Here is a 17,128-nt window from a genome sequence, read left to right on the forward strand (position 1 = left end):
GGCACGCTGTTGAGTTCTCAAGGAACGGACGCTTCCTTTGTACTCACCCTCTCGGGCTTTCCTCCGGGCGCTTCCCTTCGGTATTTCGTGTTTCCGACTCTATCAGATCCTTTTCCGTGCCGTTCCCGGCTCGAATTCGTTTCCGATCCCCGTCGGAGGGGGTTTGTTTCGCGCCTTCCGGCGTGTCCACTACTTTAGCGGCTTTCCCGTGCGGCTCCTAATCGAGCCGATCGAGCCATATTTCGACACAGCGAAATAAGACCCCGATCCGGGGTGGTCCTCGTCAGTAGTGGTTGTGCCACCCACCGGTCCGCGCACAAGGCGCCGTCCGTCTCAAGCGGCTCGGGCTACGTTAGGTCTTCCGCGGCCCGGAGTCAAGCACCGTTCCTACGCGCCGCTCTTGCCCCGGTTCCGCGGCACGTGTGCGCGGTAGGGACTGACGGTCGGGTCGCCGTCCGCCCAGAAACGCCAGGGGTGTGCCGCGCCCTCGCCGCCCACTCCCGTGCGGGGGCCGCTGCGCAGCTGACCGGGACGGATCGGGTGGCCCGTGAGGAGGGACAGCGGTGCGTCGGGGCCCGCGCAGAGATCGGTGCCGTTGAGGCCGCGGTCGACGTCGAGCGCCGTGGCCAGGCGCGCCGGGCCCTGGGCGAGCTCGCGGTCCTTCCGTGCCTTCGGGCGCCGCTCGCGGGCGAGCTCCGCACCCTTGAGCACCTCGCCGGCCCGCAGCAGGACTCCGCTCGCCGTGCCCTCCGGGCCGCAGACGAGGTTCAGGCTGAACCACATGCCGTAGATGAAGTAGACGTACGCATGACCCGGGGGTCCGAACATCGCCGCGTTCCGCTCGGTACGACCGCGGTAGGCGTGCGAGCCGGGGTCCACCTGGCCCGCGTATGCCTCGACCTCCGTGATGCGGAGCTCGATCGGTCCGGCCGGGCTGGTCCGTACGAGGGTGCGGCCGAGCAGGTCGGGGGCGACGTCCAGCACCGGACGGTCGAAGAAGTGCCGGGCGATCGGCATACGGTCAGGCGCGGCGATCATGCTGATCGAGCGTACTGGAAGGGCCCGTGGCACGGGCGGGTCCGGAGATCCGGAGAGGAAGAAGAGGCCGCCTGCCTCCACCAGTGGCTCGCGGAGGTCGGCGGCCGGCGCAACTGGTTCTGACCGGGGTCTCCGCCCGCGCCGTACGGGCCGGAAGGGCACCGGTCCGTACGGCGGGCACGAGGTCAGCCGAGCAGGACCGCGAGGGGTGACTCGCCCTCGGCCCAGTAGTCGACGGCGTCGCCGAGGACCGCCTCCGCCGTGCGGGCGTCCTTCGGGGCCGCGTCGTGGAAGGCGTCCCAGCCCTCCACTAGGAGGAGGTAGCCGCGGGCCTTGCTCTCGTCGCGCCACCAGGAGAGGTCCATGAGGCAGTCGGCGAGGGCGTCCCAGTTGTGGCCGAACCACTGGGGGAAGTCGAGGGCGGTCGCGCAGCGGTCGAGGAATCCGGCCTTGCCCGTCACCCCGCCCAGCGGCACGGTGGCCGTCCGCCAGTCGGCCTCGGCGGCGAGCGAGATGACGCGGGAAGCTGTCTCGGTGGGGGGCAGACGGTAGAGCCCCGGGGGGACGGTGCCGATGAAGAGGCCGGTGAGGCCGGGTGCGGGCAGCGGGCCGGTCATGGTTTTACCACCGCTTCGAAGGTCTCGTAGTGGTCGCCGGTGTAGAAGCGCTCGGCGTGGTTCCCGGTGATGATGCGGCGTGCGCCGCGGGTGCGGGAGCCGGGGGTGGGGACGGTGTACTCGTGGTAGTAGCCGCGGGCCTGCTTCGGCAGCCGGTTCTCGTGGTTGCCGAAGACGGTGCCGTCCTTGTCGTACGGGAAGGGGCCGCCCTTGTCGATGAGTTCGAGGGTCTTGCGGGCCTCGGCGGGCAGCCGGTCCGGGGTGGTCGTCCGCATGCCCTTCGCCCAGGCGGGAGACCCGGCGGAGCCCGGGGTCTGCCGCGCCGGGCTCGCGGTCGAGGTCGTCTTCCCGCTCTTGTGGCCGCCGGACGAGCAGGCGGGCAGCAGGAGCAGGGGCAGGGCGGCGAGGAGGGCGGTGAGCGCGCGCAGGGTGCGCCCGGCCGGTCGCCGGCGGGGGAGAAGAAGCTGTCGGAGCACACTCCGTATGGTCGCAGCCCGCGCGGGCGGTGCCTGGTTAGGCTGGCGGCTTCATCGTCCGCGCGTACAAGGAGGCACCGAAGTGCCCGAGCAGAAGCGACCGCCGCTCCCCCATGAATTCCACCCGCCGGTGGCCTCGTTCACGGTGATGAGCGAGGATCTGACGCCCGGTGGGACGCTGGGTGACGCCCAGGTCTTCGCCGGGGGCAATCTCTCGCCGCAGCTGCGCTGGGAGGGGTTCCCGGAGGGCACGAAGAGCTTCGCCGTGACGTGCTTCGACCCGGACGCGCCGACCGGCAGCGGCTTCTGGCACTGGGTGCTGTTCGACCTCCCGCTGTCCGTGACAGAGCTGCCCGCCGGGGCGGGGAGCGGTGAGCTGAAGGGGCTGCCCGAGGGTGCCGTCCATGTGCGCAACGACTACGGCACGCGGGACTTCGGCGGTGCCGCTCCGCCGCCCGGCGACGGCCCGCACCGCTACGTGTTCACGGTCTACGCGGTGGACGAGGAGAAGCTGGGCCCGGACGCCGACGCGTCGCCCGCGGTCGTGGGCTTCAACCTGCGCTTCCACGCCCTGGGCCGGGCGCAGTTGATCGGTGAGTACGAGGTGCCGGCCGCCGGCTGAGGCCCGTACCGGCGGGGGCCGACCGGAAAATCCGTTGCGCCCCGCCGCCCCGGATCGCACAGTGGTGCATGGCTGACGGCTCCGCATGGCCGTCGGGCAGTGGACACCGCAGTGGCGGGGGCGGCGGGGCGCGCGTGCGCCGGCCGTCTGCCGGAGTCCGGCATCGCGCCGGGCGGCCGCGTCCGCTGTCGTACGCTCCGGGCCCTGTGACACACGGGGGAAGGGTCCGGAGCGTTCCCCCCTCTTCCCCTGCTCTTCAACTCCCTTTCGCCGCACCGAAATTACGTTGTCTCCCGATCTGTCCAGGGGCACAGTTGAGCCATCTTTGCCGCTGGGGCGGGGACGGGCCGGGAGGTGTGCGATGCGGGAGACGTTGGTGCTCAATGCGAGTTTCGAGCCGTTGGCGACGGTGTCGCTGCGGCGTGCGGTGGTGCTCGTGCTCCAGGGCAAGGCCGTGGTCGAGCAGGCGCGGCCCGGGCGACGGGTCCGGGCGTCGGCGGTCGAGGTGCCGGTGCCTCAGGTGATCAGGCTGTGCCGGTACGTACGGGTGCCGTTCCGAAGACGGGCTCCGTGGTCGCGGCGCGGGGTGCTGGTGCGGGACGGGCACCGGTGCGCGTATTGCGGCCGGCGGGCGACGACGGTGGACCACGTGGTGCCGCGCTCGCGCGGGGGCGAGGACAGTTGGCTGAACACGGTCGCGGCGTGCGCGGAGGACAACCACCGCAAGGCGGACCGTACTCCGGAGCAGGCGGGGATGCGGTTGCTGGCGGCGCCGTTCGAGCCGACCCCGGCGGACGCGCTCGTGCTCGCGCTGGGGGCGCGGGAGGGGTTGCCGGAGTGGCTGGCGGGTCGGGTGGCGGTGTCCGCCTGAGCGGTGGGGGGGCCGGGGGAGCTTGTCCCCCGGCCCCCACCGTTTTCGTCAGTGCTTCAGCAGCATCTGCACGATGGCCACGACGCCGACCACGACGATGACGCCGCGCAGCGCGGTGGGCGGCAGGCGGCGCCCGATCCTGGCGCCCAGCTGGCCGCCGAGGGTCGAGCCGGCGGCGATGAGGAGCACGGCGGTCCAGTCGAAGTCGGCTACGAAGAGGAAGAAGAGCGCGGCGACGCCGTTGACGACGACGGCGAGGACGTTCTTGAGGGCGTTGACGCGCTGGAGGTCGTCGCGGAGCAGCAGGCCCACCAGGGAGAGGTAGAGGACGCCCTGGGCCGCGCCGAAGTAGCCGCCGTAGGCGCTGGCGAGCAGGAGGCCGAGGAGGAGGGCGACGCCGCCGTCGGTGGGGGCGTCGGTGGTGCCGTTGCGTTCGCGGCGGCGGGCGAGCGCCCTGGCGAGCCGGGGCTGGAGGACGACGAGGACCAGTGCGAGGCCGATGAGGGCGGGCACGATCGTATCGAAGGCCCTGGAGGGGAGCGCGAGCAGCAGGATCGCTCCGGCGAGGCCGCCGATCAGGGCGGTGAGGCCGAAGCGGAGGATGCGGCGGCGCTGGCCGCGCAGTTCGCGGCGGTAGCCGATGGCGCCGCTGATGTTGCCGCTGACGAGGCCGAGGGTGTTGGAGACGTTCGCGGTGATCGGTGGGAGTCCGACGGCGAGGAGCACCGGGAAGGTGAAGAGGGTGCCGGAGCCGACGATGGTGTTGATGGTGCCCGCGCCGATGCCTGCGGCGAAGATCGCGAGTGCTTCCCAGATGGACAAGGCCATCTCCTTCATGGTCAGTGTGTCGCCTCCCCGCCCTGAGGGGGTCGAGGGGCCTTACTGATCATGCAGGAAGGGCCCGGCGCAGGTCGAGGGCCTCACTGACCTCGCGCGCAGGCGGGTGTCAGTCGATGGGCGGCTGCTCCCGGCGGGGGGTCTCCTTGGTGATCTTGGGGTTCTGGCCGCCGCCGGAGCGCGAGGGGCCCATGGGGCCGAAGTTCCCGACGGCGCCGCTCAGGCCCTTGAGGGCGTCGCCGATCTCGCTGGGCACGATCCAGAGCTTGTTGGCGTCGCCTTCGGCGATCTTCGGCAGCATCTGGAGGTACTGGTAGGAGAGCAGCTTCTCGTCGGGGTCGCCGGCGTGGATGGACTCGAAGACCGTGCGGATCGCCTGGGCCTCGCCCTCGGCGCGCAGGGCGGCGGCCTTGGCCTCACCCTCGGCGCGCAGGATCGCGGACTGCTTCTCGCCCTCGGCGGTCAGGATCTGGGACTGCCGGATGCCCTCGGCGGTGAGGATCGCGGCGCGCTTGTCACGGTCGGCGCGCATCTGCTTCTCCATCGAGTCCTGGATGGAGGTGGGCGGCTCGATGGCCTTGAGCTCCACGCGGTTGACGCGGATGCCCCACTTGCCGGTGGCCTCGTCGAGCACGCCGCGCAGGGCCGCGTTGATCTCCTCGCGGGAGGTGAGGGTCCGCTCCAGGTCCATGCCACCGATGATGTTGCGCAGGGTGGTGACGGTGAGCTGCTCGATGGCCTGGATGAAGCTGGAGACCTCGTAGGTCGCGGCGCGCGCGTCGGTCACCTGGTAGTAGATGACGGTGTCGATGTTGACGACGAGGTTGTCCTGGGTGATCACCGGCTGCGGCGGGAACGGCACGACCTGCTCGCGGAGGTCGATGCGGTTGCGGATCGAGTCGATGAAGGGGACGACGATGTTCAGACCGGCGTTGAGGGTCCGGGTGTAGCGGCCGAAGCGCTCGACGATGGCGGCGCTGGCCTGTGGGATCACCTGGACCGTCTTCATGAGGGCGATGAAGACGAGCACCACCAAGATGATCAGGACGATGATGATCGGTTCCATCGTGGCTCCCCGTGCCTGTCGGTGTTGATCTCTTCGGAGAAGTCTTTCAGAACGCGGCGGCGCCGTGCAGGCGATGAGGGCATATCAAGCCGTGCGCCGCTCGTTTCCGGGTGTGCCCCGCCGTGGCGCGGGGGCGGTCGGCGGCGGTCACAGCACGAGGGCCGTCGCGCCGTCGATCTCGACGACATCCACTTGCTGGCCCGCCTCGTAGCTGCGCTCGGCGTCGTAGGAGCGCGCGGACCAGATCTCGCCGGCGAGCTTGATGCGGCCGCCGGTGCCGTCGACCCGCTCCAGGACGATCGCCTGGCGGCCCTTCAGCGCGTCGACGCCGGTCTCCAGGGCGGGGCGCTGGGAGCGGTGGCGGTTGGCGACCGGGCGGACGACGGCGATGAGGGCGACCGAGACGACGGCGAAGACGACGAACTGGCTGACGGCGCCGCCCCCGAGCCGGTCGGTGACGGCGGCGGCCACGGCCCCGACGGCGAGCATGCCGAACTCGGGCATCGCGGTGACGACGAGCGGAATGCCCAGTCCGACGGCGGCGACCAGCCACCACACCCATGTGTCCACGTGTTCATGGTAGGCGTGGCGGCGGTCGCCGGACAGTGCGCGGGGACGGCGCGCGGTGGGGCGGGGGTCAGGAGAGGGGCAGGCCCTGGGCCGTCCAGCGCTGTCCCTGACGCTCGACGACCAGCGGGAGGCCGAAGCAGTGGGAGAGGTTGCGGGAGGTGAGCTCGAGCTCGACGGGGCCCGCGGCGAGCACCTTGCCCTGACGGATCATCAGGACGTGGGTGAAGCCCGGGGGGATCTCCTCGACGTGGTGGGTGACCATGAGCATCGAGGGCGCGAGGGGGTCGCGGGCGAGGCGGCCGAGACGGCGCACGAGGTCCTCGCGGCCGCCCAGGTCGAGGCCCGCGGCGGGCTCGTCGAGGAGCAGCAGCTCGGGGTCGGTCATCATCGCGCGGGCGATCAGGGTGCGCTTGCGCTCGCCCTCGGAGAGGGTGCCGAACTTCCGGTCCAGGTACTCCGTCATGCCGAGGACGTCGAGGAAGGCGCGGGCGCGCTGCTCGTCGACCTCCTCGTAGTCCTCCTGCCAGGTGGCCGTCATGCCGTACGCGGCGGTGAGGACCGTCTGCAGGACGGTCTGGCTGCGCGGCAGCTTGTCGGCGAGGGCGATGCCGGCGACGCCGATGCGGGGGCGGAGCTCGAAGACGTCGACCGCGCCGAGCTTCTCCCCCAGGACCTTGACGGTGCCCGTGGTGGGGAAGAGATAGCTGGAGGCGACATTGAGGAGGGTGGTCTTGCCGGCGCCGTTGGGGCCGAGGATGACCCAGCGCTCCCCTTCCTTGACCGACCAGGAGACCTGGTCCACCAGAGCCCGGCCCTCGCGGACCACGGATACGTCCACCAGTTCCAGCACTTCGCTCATGAGCGCGTTGTCTCCCATTGCAGTGTCGTCTTGCAGTGTCGTCGTCGCTTGCGCCTGTAGGCGAAGCCCCCAGGGACAGCCCCCAGGGAAGAACTTACGCCACCCGTTGTCGGTGCCGGTCCTTAGGCTGGGGCCATGCTCGACGAACACCGCTCAGGACGGTTCACTGCGTGGGGAAATGCCCTCATTGCCGGATTCACCTCTCCCGATGACGCCGCGCACCGGATCACGGGTGACGACGCCGTGCACCGCGTCACCGGTCTGCCCGGGGAGGCCGGCCCGGTCGGCCTGACCCTTGCCCTCGGCCGGCTCCGCGCGCTCGGGGCGACGGGGCTGCGCCTCGCGCTGCCGGCGCCCGGCCATCCGCTGGGCCTCAGCGGGCCACCGGAGTTCAACGCCCGGGCCCTGGAGGCCGAGGAGGCGGTCATCGCCTGCGGTGCCGCCCTGGGCCTCGTGCCGGAGGTGTACGAGGCGGGCCCGGCCGGTGATGTGCACGTGGAGGTGGTGTGGCACTGCCTGCCCGTGCGCGAGGCGCCGCCCGCGGACGTGCCCTCGCTCGGCGAGGCCGAGCGGGAGCTGGCGGAGGCGCTGCGCGACGCGACCGAGGCGCTCACCCGGCTGGACGTGGCGGGCTCCGGCCCGGTGGCCCAGGCGGCGCTCGAGGCGTACCGCGCACGGGCCGAGCGGGGCCGCGAGGTGCTCGCCCCCGGCTATCCGCCGCGTGCGGTGCGGGTGCTGGAGCTGGCGCAGCGGGTGGGCGCGCTGATCTCGATCGCGTACGCGCCGGGGGACGGCGGGGGCCGTGAGCACGGTGGCGCGGTCAGCGCGTCCGAGATGGCGGCACGGGCGCGGGCGCTGCGGCCGGTGGAGCGGGTCGCCCGGCGGGCGCAGGTCGCGGCGTACAACGCGATGGTCGAGCAGCGGGCCTAGACCCTTGAACAGCGGAAAGGCCCCGCAGGGTTCGCGGGGCCTTCCGGGCCCTGAGTCGGCGTGCGTCGGATCAGGAGTTGACGCAGGTGTTGCCGAAGGTCGGGTTCAGGATCGCGAGCAGGATGTCGATGGAGTTGCCGCAGAGGTTGATCGGCACCTGCACCGGGATCTGGATGACGTCGCCGGAGACGATGCCGGGCGAGCCCTCGGCGACGCCGTCGGCGAAGGAGCCGTCGAAGTCATGGGCGCCGGCGGCGCCGACGGAGGCGCTGAGAGCCATGCCTGCCGCGGCCAGGACGAGGGCGGCCTTCTTGGCACTGTTCATAGAGGGGTCTTCCTTCTGCTGATGTCCTTGACGACCCCAGCCGCGGGGTCGCGTAGATATGAACGCCAGCGCACCGCCGATGGCACGGCCATCGGCGGTGTTTGCCCTCATTCGGACGAGTGATCGCCCCCGTCTGCCCGGGCCCCGTGGACCGGAGCCGGGCAGACGGCACGTCGATTACTTGTTGACGCAGAGGTTCCCGGCCGCCGGGTTGAGGAAGCCCACCACGTTGATGGTGTCGCCGCACACGTTCGCGTCCACGCCGACCGGCACCTGGATGACATTGCCGGAAACGACGCCGGGCGAGTTCTTCGCCTCGCCCTCGGCCTGGTGGGCGGAGGCCGCACCGGCGCCCGCGAAGGCGAGACCGCCGAGGGCGATCGTGACGGCAGCGACCTTCTTCATGTTCTTCACTCTTCTAATGACCTTCCTGGAACGTTGCCACGGCCAGCCGCCGCGTACGCCATGGAAAACGGGTCACGGACGGTCAGGTTGCGGGGCCAGGTGGACCACCACACGACCGTATGAATCTCTGATCTGAAGACGACGTTCCGGTTAGCCGCGATCAGGCTCCGATGCCATGTCGGACCGCCCACAGGGCCGCCTGGGTGCGGTCGGCGAGGTCCAGCTTCATCAGGATGTTCGACACGTGGGTCTTGACAGTCTTCTCCGACAGGACGAGAGCGCGGGCGATCTCCCTGTTGGACCGGCCGTCGGCGATCAGGGCGAGCACCTCCCGCTCGCGCTCGGTGAGGGCGTTGCCTCTCCCCTGGCCGCCGCCCGCCTCCTCCTGGGACAGCAGGGCGCCGGCCACCTCGGGCTGGAGCAGGACGTGCCCGGCGTGCACGGACCTGATCGCACCCGCGAGGGCATCGGGGTCCACGTCCTTGTAGACGTAGCCCGCCGCACCGGCCCGCAGGGCGGGGATCACGGTCCGCTGCTCGGTGAAGCTGGTGACGATCAGCACCCGGGCGGGGTTGTCGAGCTCCCGGAGCCTGCGGAGCGCCTCGATGCCGTCGGTGCCGGGCATCTTCACGTCCATGAGGACGACGTCGGGGCGCAGCTCCTCGGCCCGCTCGACGCCCTCGGCACCGTCGGCGGCCTCCCCGACCACCTCGATGTCGTCCTGGACCTCCAGGAACGTCCGCAGGCCCCGGCGGACCACCTGGTGGTCGTCGACCAGCAGCACCCGGATCCGGATCCCGTGTTCCTCAGCCACCTGGCACCTCCATCTCGATCGCGGTGCCCTTCCCGGGCGCCGAGGTAACGGTCAGACCGCCGCCGACGCCGGCCGCCCGGTCCCGCATGGAGACGAGTCCGAGGTGGCGGCCCGCGCGGCGGACGGTGTCGGGCTCGAAGCCGCGGCCGTCGTCGGTGACGCACAGCCCGGCGCCCTGGCCCACACGGGTGAGGGTGACGTCCACGTGCTCGGCGCCGGAGTGCCGCAGGGCGTTGTGCAGGGCCTCCTGGGCGACGCGCAGCAGCGCCTCCTCCTGGGCGGCGGGCAGGGCCCGTACGCCGTGGGAGGCGAAGGTGACGCGGGCGGTGTGAGCCCGGTCCAGGACCTGTATCTGGGTGCGCAGGGTGGCGACGAGCCCGTCCTCGTCGAGGCCCGCGGGGCGCAGCTCCACCACGGCGGCGCGCAGCTCGTCGGCGGCCTCCGCGGCGAGCCGGGCCACCTCGTGCAGCTCGTCCTTGGCGCGTGCGGGGTCGCGGTCGACGAGCGCGGTGGCGGCCTGGGCGGTCAGGCGCAGGGAGAAGAGCTTCTGGGCCACGGCGTCGTGCAGCTCGTGGGCGAGGCGGGCGCGCTCCCCGGCGATGGTGAGCTCGCGGCTGCGTTCGTAGAGCCGGGCGTTGGTGAGGGCTATGGCGGCGTGCTGGGCGAGGACGCCGAGGAGTTCCTCGTCCTCGACGGTGAAGGCGCAGCCGTCGGCCGGTTTGGGGCACTTCTTGTTGGCGAGGAAGAGGGCGCCGAGGATCTCCTCGCCGTCGGCGACGGGCATGCCGATGAAGTCGGTCATGTCGGGGTGGGCCTCGGGCAGGCCCTCGAAGCGGGGGTCCTCGCGGAGGTCGCCGAGGCGCTGCGGGGTGGCGTCGTGGAGCATCGCGGCGAGGATGCCGTGCTGCCGGGGCAGCGGGCCGATGGCTTTCCACTGCTCGTCGCTGACGCCGTCGACGACGAACTGCGCGAAGCCTCCGTGATCGTCCGGTACGCCGAGCGCGGCGTATTCGGCGTCCAGGAGCTCGCGGGCGGAGACGACGATCGTCTTGAGGACGTCGTGCACCTGGAGGTGTCTGCTCATGGCGAGGAGCGCGGTGCTCACGGCGGTGAGGCCGGAGCGTGGGCCGGTGGTCATGTGGTCACGGTACCGAGGTGGGTGAGGGGGCGTATCGGGCCGCCGGAGGCCCTGGCCCCGGACCGGCGGCCTAGGTCGGAGGTCCCGGTCCGCCCCGGATCCGGCCCGGCCCTGCCCGGTCCCGCCTGGGTCCGGGTCCGGGGAGTCCGGTGGGCGAGTTCCGCGATGTGCCCCACGCGGACCGCCGTCGCGGACCAGACTCGGAGCATGTCTATACCAACGACACAGTGGACACCGACCCACGGCGATCCCTACCGGCCGGTGCCCTACCGCCCCGAGCGGATGCCCGCCGCCGAGTCCCTGGCCCGCGCCGCCGAGCTGCGCGAGCGGATGGACGGGCGCAGGACCGTACGGCAGTTCTCCACGGACCCGGTGCCGGAGCAGGTGGTCAGGGACGCGATCGCGTGCGCGGCCACCGCGCCCTCCGGGGCGCACCAGCAGCCGTGGACGTTCGCCCTGGTGAAGGACCCCGAGGTGCGGCGGCGGATCCGCGCCGCCGCCGAGGAGGAGGAACGGATCTCCTACGACGGGCGGCTGGGCGAGGAGTGGCTGGCCGCGCTGCGGCCGCTGGGCACGGACGAGGTGAAGCCGCACCTGACGGACGCGCCCGCGCTGATCGTCGTCTTCCAGCAGCGGTACTGGCTGGGTGCGGGCGGGGACAAGCGCAAGCACTACTACGTGGACGAGTCGGTGGGCATCGCGGTCGGGATGCTGCTGTCGGCGCTGCACCTGTCGGGGCTGGCGGCCCTGGTGCACACGCCCAGCCCGATGCGGTTCCTGTCCGAGGCGCTGGGGCGGCCGGTGAACGAGAAGGCGTTTGCGGTGATCCCGGTCGGGTATCCGGCCACGGACTGTGAAGTGCCGGACCTGGTCCGCAAGAGCCTGGACCAGGTGCTGGTGGAGATCTGAGCAAACGATCACATACGCAAAGCTCCTGGGTGCTCACACCGGGTGAGGCAGGGCTGCCCCCGGTGTGAGCCCCGGCATAGGACACAGATCACCTACGACCCGGGCTAGTGGATGTGTAAGGCCGCCGTAAGCGGGTAGCCGGGGCGATTCCGCCCAGTTCCGGCACCCCCGCGCGAGCCCCTCCGCAACGAAGCCGGGTAGTACGTCGCACCTTTGCCACAGCATTTTGCGGCCGCTAACAATTGCCCAGTCGCAGGGCGCCGTCGATCGAGACGCGGCGCTCATTCGAACGCGCCGATCCGGGCCACTGCGACTCAAGCGATTGGAAGAGGTTCAGCTCAGCATGCGCTCCCCCATCTCCGGCTATAGCCGTCTGACGAAGATCCACAAGTTCTCCGCCGCCGGCATCGCCGCCGCGGGTGTCGCCGCCCTGGCGTTCGCCGCCGTCCCCGGTGGCTCGGCCGACGCCGACACCCAGTCGATCACGGTCAAGCCCGTCGCGTGGAGCGCCTCCGCCCTCGGTGTGCAGGACCAGCAGGAGCAGCTCGGCAAGCAGTCGGACAACGCCGCCAAGCTGGCGAAGAGCGAGGCCGACGCCAAGCAGAAGGCCGAGGCCGACGCCAAGGCGAAGGCCGACAAGGAGCGGGCCGACAAGGAGGCCGCGAGCCGTTCCGAGGAGCGCAAGCCGGTCGAGGCCGCCCCGGCCCCCGCGAAGAAGACCTACGCGAACAACCTCGACGGCTGGATCAACGAGGCGCTCGACATCATGCGCGCCAAGGGCATCCCCGGCACCTTCGACGGCCTCAAGCGCAACATCATGCGCGAGTCGACGGGCAACCCCCAGGCGATCAACAACTGGGACTCCAACGCCGCCGCGGGCATCCCCTCCAAGGGGCTGCTCCAGGTGATCGACCCGACCTTCAAGGCGTACCACGTCGACGGCACCTCCTGGGACATCTACGACCCGGTCGCCAACATCACCGCCGCCTGCAACTACGCGGCCAAGGTGTACGGCTCGATGGACAACGTCAACTCCGCCTACTGAGCGGCCTCGACGGACAGCACACACGCCGAAGGGCGGCACCCGTACCGGGTGCCGCCCTTCGGCGTGCGCGGAGGTGGCGTTACTTGCGCATGACCTCGGGCTCGTGGCGGCGCAGCAGCCGGACGACCGCGAAGCCGCAGAGGACGCCGAGGGCGATGAGGACGACCACGTCGATGCCCCACTGGCTCGCGGTGTGCGCCCACAGCGGGTCGACGTTGTTGCGGTCGTTCTTGTCCATCGGCGCCATGATGTGCGACAGGTCCAGCGTGGCGGCGAGGCCGCCGAGGGCCCAGCGGGCCGGCATCAGCCAGGCGAACTGCTCGATGCCGGGCGAGTCGTAGATCTTGAACATGATGCCGGTGAAGACGACCTGGACGATCGCGAACATCACCAGCAGCGGCATGGTCTTCTCGCTGGTCTTCACCAGGGAGGAGATCACGAGGCCGATCATCATGCAGGTGAAGCCGAGCGCGATGATCACGAGGCAGAGTTCGACGGCGGGCAGGGACTTGATGATCAGGCCCTGCTCGGGCAGCTTGCGGACCGAGAAGCCGATGGCACAGATGAGGACGGCCTGCACCGCGGTGATCGCGCCGAGGACGACCACCTTGGACATCAGATACGCGGAGCGGGAGAGGCCGACGGCGCGTTCCCGTTCGTAGATGACCCGTTCCTTGATCAGCTCCCGGACGGAGTTGGCGGCGCCGGAGAAGCACATGCCGACCGCGAGGATCAGCATGATCGTGCCGGCGTCCTGGTTGAAGTGGCCCTTCGCCGGGGCGGCGAGGCCGTAGTCGGAGGGGATCACACAGCTCACCCCGCCGAGCACCGCGGGCAGGATCAGCATCAGGCCCAGGAAGCCGCGGTCCGAGGCGATGACCGAGACATAGCGGCGCATCAGGGTCCACAGCTGGGAGCCCCAGCTCTGCGCCTTGGGCGGGCGGACCATCTGCGGCTGGACGTGCACGGACTGCGGGGCGACGGCGTCGATGTCCGCGGCGTACATCTGGTAGTGCTGCGAGCCGCGCCAGCGGCCCGACCAGTCGTAGTCGCGGTAGTTCTCGAAGGCGGAGAAGACGTCCGCCCAGGTGTCGTAGCCGAAGAAGTTGAGCGCCTCCTCGGGCGGCCCGAAGTAGGCGACGGCGCCGCCGGGGGCCATGACCAGCAGCTTGTCGCAGATCGCGAGCTCGGCGACGGAGTGGGTGACCACCAGGACCGTGCGGCCGTCGTCGGCGAGGCCGCGGAGCAGCTGCATCACGTCGCGGTCCATGCCCGGGTCGAGACCGGAGGTGGGCTCGTCCAGGAAGATCAGCGACGGCTTGGTGAGCAGCTCCAGGGCGACGGAGACGCGCTTGCGCTGACCGCCGGAGAGGGAGGTGACCTTCTTCTCCGCGTGGATGTCGAGCTTGAGCTCGGTCAGCACCTCGCCTATCCGGGCCTCGCGCTCGGAGGCCGCGGTGTCGCCGGGGAAGCGGAGCTTGGCGGCGTAGCGCAGCGCCTTACGGACGGTGAGTTCCTTGTGCAGGATGTCGTCCTGCGGGACCAGACCGATGCGCTGGCGCAGCTCGGCGAACTGCTTGTAGAGGTTGCGGTTGTCGTAGAGGACGTCGCCCTCGTTCGCCGGGCGGTAGCCGGTGAGCGCCTTGAGCAGGGTGGACTTGCCGGAGCCGGACGGGCCGATGACGGCGATCAGGGACTTCTCGGGGACGCCGAAGGAGACGTCCTTGAGGATCTGCTTGCCGCCGTCGACCGTGACCGTCAGGTGGCGGGCGGAGAAGGAGACGTCACCGGTGTCGACGAACTCCTCCAGCCGGTCGCCGACCAGGCGGAAGGTGGAGTGGCCGACACCGACGATGTCGTGCGGGCCGATGAGCTGCCGGCTGACCGGCTGACCGTTGACATAGGTGCCGTTGTGGCTGCCGAGGTCGACGATCTCGAAGCGGCCGTCACCGGTGGCCCGGAACTCGGCGTGGTGCCGGGAGACCTGGAGGTCGGAGACGACCAGCTCGTTCTCCAGGGCACGGCCGATGCGCATCACGCCGCGGCCGACGGCCATCTGGTGGAAGCTGGTCGGGCTGCGGTCGCCGTAGACCGGCGGGGTGCCGCCGCCCTGCGGCGGGGTGCCACCGTGCGCCGGGGGCTGCTGCGCGGGCTCCGGCGCCTGCTGCGGGACGTACGCCTGCGGCTGCTGCTGGTGCTGCTGCTGCCAGGCGTCCTGCCCCTGCTGCTGGTACGGCGGCTGCGGCTGCTGCCAGCCGGCCCCGGGCTGCTGGTGCTGCGGCGGCTGGTGGTGGTGCGCCGGAGCCTGCGGGGCGGCCATCGCCGTCTGCGCGCTGTAGAGATCCGGGGCGGGAGCTCCGACGCCGGCACCGGCGCCGGCGGCGGCCAGATTCAGCCGCGGGCCGTCCGTCGCGTTGCCCAGGTGCACGGTCGAACCTGGGCCGATTTCCATCTGGTGGATCCGCTGCCCCTGCACGTATGTGCCGTTGGTGCTGCCGTGGTCCTCGATGACCCAGCCACGCCCGCCCCACCGCACGGTGGCGTGCCGCCATGAGACGCGAGCGTCCTGCAACACCATGTCACCCTGCGGATCACGCCCCAAGGTGTACGACCTGGACGGATCGAGCGTCCAGGTCTGTCCATTCAATTCCAGTACGAGTTCCGGCACTCCATGCCCCACTACTTGTCCCCCGATGAGCCCCCTGCACAGGGAGTCTAGGGATGGCGAACATCGGGAGGAACTATTTCAGGCACAGTCCCAGAACCAAAAGTCGGGGACGGGCGCAACCCCTCGACGAGCGCCGTTGACGGACCCGAAACACACCCTGAGAGTGGTTACCGCCACGGATACGTACGGATCATGCGCATTCGGGCAACGCGGCGGTACCGGGGGGTCCGTGATGATCGGCAAAAGGCGTGGGCGCGGGATCGGCCCAATCTCCGCGGCAGAGCTGATTCTTACCTCAATAGCCTCTGTGAGCTGGGCTTTTCTCGCTATGGCGGGAATTGCGGCACTCGGGCTGCATTTACTCGGTGCGGATACGGCGGGCGCATTGGGTCCGATGACCGCAGCCGCCGTCGTACTCGCGGTGGGCGGCTCCGTCACTCCTTCGGGCGATCTCGAAGCCTTCGGTCTGAAGGGCGCGGCGGCGCACAGCGCCATCGAAATCGCGCCACTGGGCGTGAGCCTGGCGGGCGCGCTCCTGCTGGGCCTGGTCTTCGCGCGGTCGCTGCGCACCGCCGGCGCCACGCTGCCGCTGCGCGAACTCGCCGTGCGGGCGGGCACGGTGGCCGTGCTCTTCCTGCTGCTGCTCGGCGGGCTGGCCTGGGTGGGCTCGGACACGGTCACGATCGACGGGAGCGGGCTCGGCCTCGGTGGCACGAGCGGCGGCGGTGGCCTGGTGGTCCCGGGGCTCGGGGACATCGGGAACATCGGCGGCGGCCTGCCGGACCGGCTCGCCGGGCTGGCGCGGGCCAAGGCGTCGGTGGGCTTCTCCGTGCGGACCGGCCCGTCCCTGCTCGGCGGGGCGGTGTGGGTGCTCGGCGTTCTGCTGATCACCGTGCTGGCCGCCCGCCGCGCACCGCTGCCGCGCGGCTGGGAGGTGCTGCACCGAGGGGTGCGCCCGGCGGTCTCGGCGCTGTGCTCGGTGCTGGTCCTCGCGGTCGGCGCGGGGCTGGCGGCGGCGCTGTACGCGGCGACGGTCGACGCCCACGCCGGGCGGGTACTGGGCGCGGCGCTGCTCGGGACACCGAACGGGGTGTGGCTCGGGGTGCCGCTGGGACTCCTGGTCTCCTGGCGGGGTACGGCCACCGGCGCGCTGGTCCAGGTGCTGCCGTCGCCGCTGGACGACCTGCTCCACGCCAAGGCCGACGAGCCGGTGACCCTGGGGCGGCTCGCGGAGCTCGACAGCCGGGCGTGGCTGCTGGGGTTCGCCTGCGCGCTGCTGATCCTCGCGGCGGGGGTGCTCGCCGCGGTCCGTACGCCCCGGGGCGAGCTGGGCCTCCTGGCCTTCGCGGGGCGCTGCGCGGTGTCCCTGGGCGTGGCCACCGCGCTCGCGCTGCCGCTGCTGGTGCTGGCGACCCGCGTCAAGGCGGACGCCGGCCTGTCCGTCCTGGGCTTCGACGCCGTCGGGGCGAGCCTGGAGCTGACGGGCAACGCTCCGATGGCCCTGGGCCTGGGCGCCCTGTGGGGCACGGTCGCCGGGGCGGCGGGAGGGCTGCTGGCCTGCGCGGTGGGGGCGGCGGGACGGCGCGCGGTGCGGCCCGGCAACGGGCGCGCAGGCGCTCGTACGTACCCTGACCTGGCCTATCTTCCGGGCCCTTACAACCCCTCGCCGGTCCACCGGCCCGCGCGGGACGAGACGAATCCGTACAAGCGCGAGACGGGGAATCCCTCTCACGGGCCGTCCGTGGACAGCCCCTGCACCGCGCCGACGCAGCCGGCGATGCCCAAGCCGCCGCCCCGGCCGCGCCGGGGGTACGGCTACGGCGGGCCCGCCCCCGGGGAGGGCCCGCCACCTCCGGGGCGGCCGCCCGGCGCTCCTCCCGGGCGACCTGACGGACAGCGTTAACGCGCCGTAGTCCCGTTCTTCGCCGTACGGTCGGG

General features: G+C 71.4%; 18 protein-coding genes. 6 read left to right on the forward strand and 12 right to left on the reverse strand.

The features are described from left to right. Positions 1–387: 387 nt before the first annotated feature. The 3 genes from AB0435_RS28525 to AB0435_RS28535 form a co-directional block, all read right to left on the reverse strand. Positions 388–1,038 carry a DNA-3-methyladenine glycosylase gene (locus tag AB0435_RS28525; RefSeq protein WP_366007896.1) on the reverse strand — a complete coding sequence of 217 codons (651 nt, stop codon included), beginning with the start codon at positions 1,036–1,038 and terminating at the stop codon, positions 388–390. 185 nt (positions 1,039–1,223) lie between these two features. Further along, entirely contained in the window at positions 1,224–1,655 is a 432-nt protein-coding gene (locus AB0435_RS28530) for a barstar family protein (RefSeq protein WP_366007897.1), read from the reverse strand. Further along, a complete protein-coding gene (locus tag AB0435_RS28535; protein WP_366428278.1) occupies positions 1,652–2,131 on the reverse strand; it encodes a ribonuclease domain-containing protein in 480 nt (159 codons plus the stop codon). Before AB0435_RS28535 ends, AB0435_RS28530 begins: the two co-directional genes overlap by 4 nt. Positions 2,132–2,213: 82 nt before the next feature. Here AB0435_RS28535 and AB0435_RS28540 point away from each other — a divergent pair, with 82 nt between their 5' ends. Then, complete coding sequence (locus tag AB0435_RS28540; RefSeq protein ID WP_366007899.1) at positions 2,214–2,753, forward strand: YbhB/YbcL family Raf kinase inhibitor-like protein; 540 nt, start codon at positions 2,214–2,216, stop codon at positions 2,751–2,753. 361 nt (positions 2,754–3,114) lie between these two features. Then, positions 3,115–3,624, forward strand: coding sequence for an HNH endonuclease (locus tag AB0435_RS28545; RefSeq protein WP_366007900.1), 510 nt, complete (start codon positions 3,115–3,117; stop codon positions 3,622–3,624). A gap of 48 nt (positions 3,625–3,672) precedes the next feature. On the opposite strand, the gene AB0435_RS28550 is transcribed toward AB0435_RS28545, so the two are convergent. The 4 genes from AB0435_RS28550 to AB0435_RS28565 form a co-directional block, all read right to left on the reverse strand. Continuing rightward, entirely contained in the window at positions 3,673–4,446 is a 774-nt protein-coding gene (locus AB0435_RS28550; protein ID WP_366428279.1) for a sulfite exporter TauE/SafE family protein, read from the reverse strand. A gap of 124 nt (positions 4,447–4,570) precedes the next feature. Further along, complete coding sequence (locus AB0435_RS28555; protein ID WP_366007902.1) at positions 4,571–5,527, reverse strand: SPFH domain-containing protein; 957 nt, start codon at positions 5,525–5,527, stop codon at positions 4,571–4,573. Between the two features lie 147 nt (positions 5,528–5,674). Continuing rightward, positions 5,675–6,097, reverse strand: a complete 423-nt coding sequence (locus tag AB0435_RS28560) for an NfeD family protein (protein ID WP_366007903.1) — start codon at positions 6,095–6,097, stop codon at positions 5,675–5,677. 67 nt (positions 6,098–6,164) lie between these two features. Beyond that, positions 6,165–6,956, reverse strand: a complete 792-nt coding sequence (locus tag AB0435_RS28565; RefSeq protein ID WP_366007904.1) for an ABC transporter ATP-binding protein — start codon at positions 6,954–6,956, stop codon at positions 6,165–6,167. 135 nt (positions 6,957–7,091) lie between these two features. Here AB0435_RS28565 and AB0435_RS28570 point away from each other — a divergent pair, with 135 nt between their 5' ends. Beyond that, positions 7,092–7,886, forward strand: a complete 795-nt coding sequence (locus AB0435_RS28570; RefSeq protein ID WP_366007905.1) for a hypothetical protein — start codon at positions 7,092–7,094, stop codon at positions 7,884–7,886. Between the two features lie 70 nt (positions 7,887–7,956). Here the strand turns inward: AB0435_RS28570 and AB0435_RS28575 are convergent, their stop codons facing one another. The 4 genes from AB0435_RS28575 to AB0435_RS28590 all read right to left on the reverse strand — a co-directional run bounded on the left by AB0435_RS28575 (position 7,957) and on the right by AB0435_RS28590 (position 10,568). Beyond that, complete coding sequence (locus tag AB0435_RS28575) at positions 7,957–8,211, reverse strand: chaplin (protein WP_366007906.1); 255 nt, start codon at positions 8,209–8,211, stop codon at positions 7,957–7,959. A gap of 177 nt (positions 8,212–8,388) precedes the next feature. Continuing rightward, positions 8,389–8,625, reverse strand: a complete 237-nt coding sequence (locus AB0435_RS28580) for a chaplin (protein ID WP_366007907.1) — start codon at positions 8,623–8,625, stop codon at positions 8,389–8,391. Positions 8,626–8,776: 151 nt separating this feature from the next. After that, positions 8,777–9,430, reverse strand: a complete 654-nt coding sequence (locus tag AB0435_RS28585) for a response regulator transcription factor (protein ID WP_366428280.1) — start codon at positions 9,428–9,430, stop codon at positions 8,777–8,779. Continuing rightward, positions 9,423–10,568, reverse strand: coding sequence for a GAF domain-containing sensor histidine kinase (locus AB0435_RS28590; protein ID WP_366428281.1), 1,146 nt, complete (start codon positions 10,566–10,568; stop codon positions 9,423–9,425). The genes AB0435_RS28585 and AB0435_RS28590 overlap by 8 nt, the downstream gene beginning before the upstream one ends. Before the next feature lie 207 nt (positions 10,569–10,775). Here AB0435_RS28590 and AB0435_RS28595 point away from each other — a divergent pair, with 207 nt between their 5' ends. Both AB0435_RS28595 and AB0435_RS28600 read left to right on the forward strand, forming a co-directional pair. After that, on the forward strand, positions 10,776–11,477 hold the full coding sequence (locus tag AB0435_RS28595; protein ID WP_366007910.1) for a nitroreductase family protein: 702 nt from the start codon (positions 10,776–10,778) through the stop codon (positions 11,475–11,477). Positions 11,478–11,820: 343 nt separating this feature from the next. Beyond that, the gene (locus AB0435_RS28600) at positions 11,821–12,522 is read left to right on the forward strand and encodes a transglycosylase SLT domain-containing protein (protein WP_366007911.1); all 702 of its coding nucleotides are present in this window, start codon (positions 11,821–11,823) and stop codon (positions 12,520–12,522) included. A 79-nt stretch (positions 12,523–12,601) separates the two neighbouring features. Here AB0435_RS28600 and AB0435_RS28605 read toward each other — a convergent pair whose 3' ends face one another. Beyond that, a complete protein-coding gene (locus AB0435_RS28605) occupies positions 12,602–15,202 on the reverse strand; it encodes an FHA domain-containing protein (RefSeq protein WP_366007912.1) in 2,601 nt (866 codons plus the stop codon). Between the two features lie 220 nt (positions 15,203–15,422). On the opposite strand from AB0435_RS28605, the gene AB0435_RS28610 reads away from it, so the two are divergent. Then, complete coding sequence (locus AB0435_RS28610) at positions 15,423–17,093, forward strand: streptophobe family protein (RefSeq protein ID WP_366007913.1); 1,671 nt, start codon at positions 15,423–15,425, stop codon at positions 17,091–17,093. Positions 17,094–17,128: the final 35 nt, after the last annotated feature.

Origin of the sequence: Streptomyces sp. NPDC051173 (assembly GCF_040689515.1) — a bacterium.
Lineage (GTDB): Bacteria > Actinomycetota > Actinomycetes > Streptomycetales > Streptomycetaceae > Streptomyces.

Coding starts and splice junctions, on each gene's coding strand:
- AB0435_RS28525 (WP_366007896.1), bottom strand. CDS start 1,038: ATGATCGCCGCGCCTGACCGTATGCCGATCGCCCGGCACTTCTTCGAC.
- AB0435_RS28530 (WP_366007897.1), bottom strand. CDS start 1,655: ATGACCGGCCCGCTGCCCGCACCCGGCCTCACCGGCCTCTTCATCGGC.
- AB0435_RS28545 (WP_366007900.1), top strand. CDS start 3,115: ATGCGGGAGACGTTGGTGCTCAATGCGAGTTTCGAGCCGTTGGCGACG.
- AB0435_RS28555 (WP_366007902.1), bottom strand. CDS start 5,527: ATGGAACCGATCATCATCGTCCTGATCATCTTGGTGGTGCTCGTCTTC.
- AB0435_RS28565 (WP_366007904.1), bottom strand. CDS start 6,956: ATGAGCGAAGTGCTGGAACTGGTGGACGTATCCGTGGTCCGCGAGGGC.
- AB0435_RS28570 (WP_366007905.1), top strand. CDS start 7,092: ATGCTCGACGAACACCGCTCAGGACGGTTCACTGCGTGGGGAAATGCC.
- AB0435_RS28575 (WP_366007906.1), bottom strand. CDS start 8,211: ATGAACAGTGCCAAGAAGGCCGCCCTCGTCCTGGCCGCGGCAGGCATG.
- AB0435_RS28590 (WP_366428281.1), bottom strand. CDS start 10,568: ATGACCACCGGCCCACGCTCCGGCCTCACCGCCGTGAGCACCGCGCTC.
- AB0435_RS28595 (WP_366007910.1), top strand. CDS start 10,776: ATGTCTATACCAACGACACAGTGGACACCGACCCACGGCGATCCCTAC.
- AB0435_RS28600 (WP_366007911.1), top strand. CDS start 11,821: ATGCGCTCCCCCATCTCCGGCTATAGCCGTCTGACGAAGATCCACAAG.
- AB0435_RS28610 (WP_366007913.1), top strand. CDS start 15,423: ATGATCGGCAAAAGGCGTGGGCGCGGGATCGGCCCAATCTCCGCGGCA.